Here is a 7,417-nt window from a genome sequence, read left to right as displayed (position 1 = left end):
ATCCGGGCTGCTGCTGGGGGTAGCCGGGCGGGGGGTAGCCGCCCTGCGGGTAGCCCTGCTGGGGGTAACCGGGCTGCGGGTGGCCGTACATGCCGGGCTGGGGCTTCGGCTTGGGCACGTGGTAGAGCGTCCGCCAGATCTTGTAGACCACGAACGCCGCGACCGCGAAGAGCGCCAGGTAGGCGAGCCGGTCCAGCATGCTGAGCAGGGCGTCACCCACCTCGGCCTCGGCGAGCCGGCCGATGGTGGCGACCAGGAAGGTGATCACGCCGAAGAACGCGCTGGCCGCGTACTCGCCGAGCGCGATCTGGGTGATCTGCTTCGCCCGGGGGCTGGGCGGCGAGACGTGCGTGACGAGCAGCACCGCCAGCAGCGGCGCCACGATCGCCTCCACCCCGACGAAGGAGTAGAACTGGGCACTGCTCCGGCCGGTCCAGGTGCTGTAGTCCGACAGCGGCACGAGCAGCCGGATCAGGCTGACGAAGAGCAGCAGGGCGTTCGCGCCGACGAGGACCAGTGCCGCGAGGTCACGCAACGGTCTGGTGATCTCGCTGGCCTTCGGCGCTTCCGGTGGCGTGGGCTCGGGCTGGCTGGTCAAAGAACTCCCCCTGGGGCGAAGGCGGACAGTTGCGACGTGAGCCTAGTCTCCCCGGCCACGAACGCATCCGTCGTGCCGTATACGCGAGGATGGTCGGATGCGCATCGTGGTACTGGCCGGCGGTATCGGCGGCGCCCGGTTCCTGCTCGGCGTCCGGGCGTACGCCCGCGAGGTCGGCGCCGAGGTCACCGCCGTGGTGAACGTCGGCGACGATCTGCTCCTGCACGGTCTGCGGGTCTGCCCCGACCTGGACAGCGTGATGTACACCCTCGGCGGGGGCGCCGACCCGGAACGCGGCTGGGGCCGGGTCGGGGAGAGCTGGACGGTCAAGGAGGAGCTGGCCGCGTACGGCGCCGAGCCCACCTGGTTCGGGCTCGGTGACCGGGACGTCGCCACCCATCTGGTCCGCACCACGATGCTGAACGCCGGCTATCCGCTCTCCGCGGTGACCGAGGCGCTGGCCACCCGCTGGCAGCCCGGCGTACGCCTGCTCCCGGCGACCGACGACCGGTTGGAGACCCATGCGGTGGTCGAGGTCGACGGCGCCCGGCGGGCGATGCACTTCCAGGAGTGGTGGATCCGGTACCGGGCCGGGCTGCCCACCGACCGGTTCGTCTTCGTCGGCGCGGACGCGGCGAAGCCGGCACCCGGGGTGCTCGACGCGCTCGGCTCGGCGGACCTGGTGCTGATCGCCCCGAGCAACCCGGTGGTGAGCGTGGCGCCCATCCTGGCCGTGCCGGGGTTGCGGGAGGCGGTGGCCGGGACCCCGGCCCCGGTGGTCGGGGTCTCGCCGGTCATCGGCGGCGCCCCGGTACGCGGCATGGCGGACCGCTGCCTCGCGGTGGTCGGTACCGAGTGCAGCGCGGCCGGGGTGGGCGGCCTGTACGGCGGGCGGTCCGACGGTGGCCTGCTGGACGGCTGGCTGGTGGACACCACCGACGCCGGCACCACGGTCGCGGACGTGACGGTGCGGGCGGTGCCGCTGTGGATGACGGACACCGACGCGACGGTGGCGATGGTCCGGGCCGCCGTGGAGCTGGCCGGGTCGGGGAGGGCGGCATGAGGTTGGAGATCCTGCCGGTGCCCGGCATCGGCGACGTGTCCCCCGGTGACGACCTGGCCGCGCTGATCGGCACGGCCGCGCCGTGGCTGCGCGACGGCGACGTGCTGGTGGTCACCAGCAAGATCGTCTCCAAGGCGGAGGGGCAGCTCGTCGAGATCCCTCCGGACGGGCCGGAACGGCTGGCCGCCCGGGAGGAGATCCTGGCCGCCGAGACCGCCCGCCCGGTGGCGACCCGGGGCGCGACCCGGATCGTGCAGACCCACCACGGTTTCGTGATGGCCTCCGCCGGCATCGACGCGTCGAACGTCGACCCGTCCCGGCTGGTCCTGCTCCCCAAGGACCCGGACGCCTCCGCCCGTTCGCTGCGGGCCGCTTTGGCCGAGCGGTACGGGGTGGACGTGGCGGTGATCGTCTCGGACACCATGGGCCGCCCGTGGCGCAACGGGTTGACCGACGTGGCCCTCGGGGTGGCCGGGATGGCGCCGATCCGGGACCACCGGGGCGAGGTCGACCCGTACGGCAACGAACTGCACCTCACCCAGATGGCGGTGGTGGACGAACTGGCCGGGGCCGGGGAGCTGATCAAGGGCAAGTGCGACCAGGTTCCGGTCGCGGTGGTCCGGGGGTACCTCACCGCACCGGAGCGGGAGGACGGGCCGGGTGCGGTCGCCCTGGTGCGGGATGCCGCCCAGGACCTCTTCGCGCTCGGTACCGCCGAGGCGCGGTCCGCCGGTCTGCTGGCCGCCGCGACGCTCGGCGACACGATCGGCCCGGAGCCCGCCGACCCGGACGCGGTCGCGCGGGCGGTCGCCGCGGTACGCGACGCCGTCGGGCCGGGCACCGGGTTCACCCTGGTCACCGCTGACCGGGTACGCGCCGAACTGGCCGGGTCGGTGCCCGACTGGCCGACCGGGGCGACCGGGGCGGTGCTCTGCCGGTCCACCGCACCGGCCGGTGACCCGTTCGCCGGGATCCGGCTCGGCACCGACGTGCACCGGCTCCGGGCGGCGCTGGCCGCCCACGGCGTGCCGTCGGTGCTGCTGCCCCCGCCGGCCGGTACGCCGGCGGACGCGGTCGTCGCGGTCTGACCGGTTGCCCCGCTGCGGGCGGCGGTCAACGGTTGAGCATCGCCCGGCCCAGCGGGGTCAGGGTGTGCAGCACGGTGTTGCGTTCCCGTTGGCTGACCAGCAGGCCGGCGTTGCGCAGCACGGTGGTGTGCTGGCTGGCGGCGGCCGGCGAGATCCGTAGCCGGCGGGCCAGCTCCCCGGTGGTGCAGCCGGAGTCGGTGACCTCCAGCACCGCCGCTCGGGTCCGGCCCAGCAGGGCCGCGAGCGCCTGCCGGTCGGGTCCGGCCGCACGGTCGACGGGGTCCGGACTGGTCAGCCCACCCAACCGGTCCACCGGATAGACCAGCACCGGGGTCAGCTCCTCGTCGAACAACGCGACCGGGGTACGACCGCAGAAATACGAGGGGACCAGCAGCAGCCCCCGACCGCCCAGGTGCAGTTCCCGTGGTCTCGGGTAGTCCCGCACCTCCAGTACCCCGGACTCCCAGCGCAGGTGTGGGCGCAGGCCGGCGAGCAGTCCCTCGGCACCGCCGTCGAGCAGGGCGCGGGCCCGCCGGTTCCGGTCCGCCTCGACGGCGGCCCGCAGGTGCGACCGGTACGGGCCGAGGGCGATCGACTCGTACCGGCGCATCGAGTCGACGAGTTGCGTCAGGGTCTCCCCGTCGCCCCGGGCCAGGGCACCCGCCCACGACGGCAGGGTGGTCTCGCCGGCCAGCACGGTGAGGTCGCGGTGCAGGGCGGTGACCGGGGTGGCGCGGACCGCCTCCAGGCCGGCGTCGAGGCCGTGCACACTCTCGATGGGGGTGAGGAAGTCCGGGAAGTAACCCCGGGGCCGGTTCAGGGCGAAGAGCAGCCGGAGCTGGTCGAGGCCGACCTCGCGGCGGAGCCGCTGCGAGACGGTACGCCGCCAGCCGGCCATCAGCGGGTAGCGGCCCCGGCCCTGGAGCAGGTGCAGGCTGAGGGTCAGCTCCCAGAGCGGATCCGGGGCGGGGGCCACCCGGGTCCGGGCGATGTCGTCGCCGGAGAAGAGGATTTTCAGCACGGAGCGCTCCCGTGGCGGCCAGCAGCGGGGATACCGGCCATCCGGCTGCATCTTACCCGGCGGCAACAGCTCGCTTTTTAAGCAGAGACTGAAACACCTCGACGGCCGGCCGGGCCGACGGGCATTCTCGTCATGCCCGAAACGGGCCGGACGCCTGTACGAACGGCCCGGCACGCGGCACCGGGTTCAGGGGGAGACACCGGCGCCCGGGTGGCCACCACGAGGGTCTGCGGCCAGCGTTCCGCAGAGGTGGTCACCCGGCGTCGGCCCCGGTCAGGGCCGTCGAGCGGACAGCCGGGCGAGCGACCGAGCGGGCAGCCGGTCAGGCCGCCCAGAGGGCGACCCGGTGCGCCTCGTCGGTGACGTAGAACCACCGCCCCTGCGACCGGGCCAGCCCCTCCACGTGATGCCACGGAGCGAGGTCGGCGACCAGCTCCCCGGTGACCAGGTGCAGGTCCGGGTCGGCCGGCAACCGGAACCGGACGTGCCGGGAGGTCACCTCCCCGCCGGCCGGATGGTCGTCGAGGAGTACCGAGCCCTTGCCGAGCGCGTCGATGGAGCCGATCACCGCGTCGTACCCGCCGGCACCGTCGGGTGTCAGGGCCCGGAAGCCGGTCAGTTCGCCCGGCGGCGTCACCCCGGTCAGGGCGTACGCCCGCAGCACCGTCGGCCAGCTGCGACGGTCGAACATGCCGGCCAGGCCGGCCACCTCGACCAGGATCGGCTCGCCCGCCCCGGTGACCGGGAACCGCAGCCCGAGCAGCACCGTACCGGCCGGGGTGAACGCCGCCGCCTCCACGTTCAGCGGCAGGTCGCCCTCGGCGAGCCGGCTCACCCAGCTCTTCTCCCGGGCGGTGCCCCGGGCCACGGTCTCCACGATGAACCGGTCCCGGACCCGGTCGCCGGGTGGCAGTGCGGTCAGCGCGGCGGTGGCCAGCGCGTCGTTGACCGCCCGGTGCAGCCGGAACTGGTTACGCACCACCTGCACCGGCAGGACCCGACCGATCGCGTCGTCCTCCCGGAACCGGGCGACGAACGCGCGCCGGGGGCGCAACGGCCCGGCCTTAGAACCGAAGTGCGAGCCCAACACGTACACCCAGCCGTCGACGTGGGCCAACGCCTCCCCGTCCTCGGTGCGCCCGTTCTCCGGGCCCGCGTCGGCGGTCACGTGCTCCGCCACCCAGGAGCCGTCGGTCCGTTCCAGCAGCAGGGCGAGACAGGACTCGACCGGCCCCTCGTCGAGTACCGTCCAGAATCCGCGCCGGGCGTCCCGGGCGGCGAGCAGCGCGTCCGAGTGCACCGGCAGGAGGTCACTGGCCTCGTTGCCGGCCACCAGGAACTCCACCAGGCTGGGTGTCATGCGGCAGAGCGTACGGAGCGGCACCAAATAGAGTGGGCCGGGTGTCCGGAACCCCACCATCCGCCGCTGTCCTGCACGCCGACGTCACCGCCCTGCTGACCGGTTGGACACCGACCAGCCCGGCCGCCGCCGAGGCGCGGGACCGCACGCTGACCCTGCTGGCCGCCGGCCCGGTCGCGGTCACCCGGGCCCACCGCCCCGGTCACGTCACCGCCAGCGCGCTGATCATGGACCCGGGCGGTGGTCGGGTGCTGCTCTGCCTGCACGGCAAGTTCCACCGCTGGGTGCAGCTCGGCGGGCACTGCGAGCCGGAGGACCACACCCTGGCCGGGGCCGCCCTGCGCGAGGCGACCGAGGAGTCCGGCATCGCGGGCCTGCGGATCGACCCGGTACCGATCGACGTGGACATCCACCCGGTCGCCTGCCAGGGCGGCTCGCTGCACTACGACATCCGGTTCGCGGTGCTGGCCCCGGCCGGGGCGGTGGAGCGGGTCAGCCCCGAGTCCACCGCGCTCGGCTGGTTCCCCCCGGACGAGCTGCCCGAACCGTTGGCCGGTGGTACCCGGCAGCTCGTCGCCCCGGCCCTGGCCGCGCTCAGACGTAGCCCTCTTCGCCACGTTCCTTGAGCTCGTCGACGAGCTGCTTGACGTCCTGGGCGCGGTCGCGCGGGCAGACCAGCACCGCGTCCGGGGTGTCCACCACGATCAGGTCGTGTACGCCGACGGTGGCCACCAGCCGCCCCGACTGCGGTACCACCACCAGGCCGCTGCTGTCCCGCAGCAGCACCCCCGGCTTCCCACCGTCGGCACCGGCACCGGCACCGAGCACCACGTTGCCGGCCGGGTCGGCCGGTAGCACCTCACCGAGGGTGTGGAAGTCACCGACGTCGTTCCAGCCGAAGTCACCGGGGACGGTGGCCACCCGGCCAGCCGCCGCCGCACCCTCCATCACCGCGTAGTCCACCGAGATCTTCGGCAGAGTCGGCCAGACCGTACCGAGCACGTCGTCCTGCTCCGGTCGCCCCCAGGCGGCGGCGATGGCGGTCACCCCGGCGTGCAGCGCGGGCTGCTGGCGGGCCAGTTCGGCGAGGAACACATCCACCCGCCAGACGAACATGCTGGCGTTCCAGAGGTGCCGCCCCGACCGCAGGTACGCCTCGGCCACCTCGGCGGCCGGCTTCTCCTTGAACTCGGTCACCGGTCGCCGCGACCCGTCACCGGCCGGATCACCGCACTCCAGGTACCCGTAGCCCGTCTCGGCCCGGGTGGGGGTGATACCGACCGTCATCAGCAGGCCCTGCTCGGCGCCCCGGACCGCCTCCCGGACGGTGTCCGCCCAGCGGGCCGGGTCGCCGATCAGGTGGTCGGCCGCGAACGAACCCATCACCGCGTCCGGCTCCCGCAGGGCGATCACCGCGGCGGCCAGCGCGATGGCGGCGCAGGAGTCCCGGGGCGAGGGCTCCACCAGGATGTTCTCCTCCGGCAGACCGGTGAGCTGCCGGGCGACCGCCGCGACGTGCGCGGCTCCGGTCACCACCAGTGTGCGGTCCGGCGTGGTCAGTGGCGCCAACCGGTCGACCGTCGCCTGGAGCAACGACCGGTCGGTACCGGTCAGCGGATGGAGGAACTTGGGATGACCTGCGCGGGACAGCGGCCACAACCGGGTGCCGCTGCCACCCGCCGGAATAACGGCGAAGAGCATCAGCACATCATGCCCGAACCGGCACGGGACGGACCGGCGTTGCGCGGCCGGCCCGCCGGCCGGTCGACGTACCCGCCCCGGCGTGACGCGTACCGGGTGGGTCGGCCGACCGGCGACCGCAGCGCCGCGACCGGGTCAGTCGACGGACCGGCGGTCCCGGGCCCGGGTCCACGCGGCCAGGTGCACCTCGGCGCTGGATTCCCAGGTGAACTCCTTGGCCCGGTCGAAGCCGGCCTTCGCCAGGGCCAACCGGCGCGGCTCGTCGTCGAGGAGCGCGACGAGGTCGGCGGCGATCTGGTCCGGGTCCTCGCTGGTGTAGGCGACGGCGTCACCGCCCACCTCGGGCAGGGAGAGCCGGGGCGTGGTGAGCACCGGGGCGGCGCAGGCCATCGCCTCCAGGATCGGCAGGCCGAAACCCTCACCGTACGAGGGGTACGCGGCGATCAGCGCACCACCGAGGAAGCCGGGCAGGTCGGCGTAACGCAGGTAACCGGGGCGGAGCAGCCGCAGGTGGGCGGGGACCTCGGCCACCGCCTTGTCGATGTCGTCGTCGTGCCCCTGCCCACCGGCGACCACCAGGGCGGGC

General features: G+C 74.0%; 7 protein-coding genes and 1 pseudogene. 3 read left to right on the top strand and 5 right to left on the bottom strand.

Going from position 1 to position 7,417, the window contains the following annotated elements:
• Positions 1 to 598 (bottom strand): annotated as a pseudogene (locus tag GSF22_RS27900) (hypothetical protein); the annotation flags it as partial.
• Between the two features lie 97 nt (positions 599 to 695).
• On the opposite strand from GSF22_RS27900, the gene cofD reads away from it, so the two are divergent.
• Positions 696 to 1,661 (top strand): 2-phospho-L-lactate transferase, encoded by a 966-nt coding sequence (cofD, locus tag GSF22_RS27895; protein WP_208816716.1) that lies wholly within the window; start codon positions 696 to 698, stop codon positions 1,659 to 1,661.
• On the top strand, positions 1,658 to 2,749 hold the full coding sequence (locus GSF22_RS27890) for a coenzyme F420-0:L-glutamate ligase (protein ID WP_208816715.1): 1,092 nt from the start codon (positions 1,658 to 1,660) through the stop codon (positions 2,747 to 2,749). The genes cofD and GSF22_RS27890 overlap by 4 nt, the downstream gene beginning before the upstream one ends.
• A gap of 25 nt (positions 2,750 to 2,774) precedes the next feature.
• Here GSF22_RS27890 and GSF22_RS27885 read toward each other — a convergent pair whose 3' ends face one another.
• Complete coding sequence (locus GSF22_RS27885) at positions 2,775 to 3,770, bottom strand: ArsR/SmtB family transcription factor (protein WP_208816714.1); 996 nt, start codon at positions 3,768 to 3,770, stop codon at positions 2,775 to 2,777.
• 322 nt (positions 3,771 to 4,092) lie between these two features.
• Complete coding sequence (locus GSF22_RS27880) at positions 4,093 to 5,130, bottom strand: hypothetical protein (protein WP_208816713.1); 1,038 nt, start codon at positions 5,128 to 5,130, stop codon at positions 4,093 to 4,095.
• Positions 5,131 to 5,171: 41 nt separating this feature from the next.
• Between GSF22_RS27880 and GSF22_RS27875 the strand changes: the two genes are divergently transcribed.
• Entirely contained in the window at positions 5,172 to 5,756 is a 585-nt protein-coding gene (locus GSF22_RS27875; protein WP_307804386.1) for an NUDIX hydrolase, read from the top strand.
• Here GSF22_RS27875 and GSF22_RS27870 read toward each other — a convergent pair.
• Complete coding sequence (locus tag GSF22_RS27870) at positions 5,725 to 6,831, bottom strand: mannose-1-phosphate guanylyltransferase (RefSeq protein ID WP_208816712.1); 1,107 nt, start codon at positions 6,829 to 6,831, stop codon at positions 5,725 to 5,727. The two genes, GSF22_RS27875 and GSF22_RS27870, sit on opposite strands and share 32 nt — an antisense overlap.
• Before the next feature lie 135 nt (positions 6,832 to 6,966).
• On the bottom strand, positions 6,967 to 7,417 hold a 451-nt coding region (locus GSF22_RS27865), incomplete at its 5' end, for a glycosyltransferase (RefSeq protein ID WP_208816711.1).

Origin of the sequence: Micromonospora echinofusca, from assembly GCF_017614955.1 — a bacterium.
Classification (GTDB): Bacteria; Actinomycetota; Actinomycetes; order Mycobacteriales; family Micromonosporaceae; genus Micromonospora; species Micromonospora echinofusca_A.
Note: the sequence above shows the minus strand (reverse complement) of the source record. Positions and strands in the feature narration are given on the sequence as shown.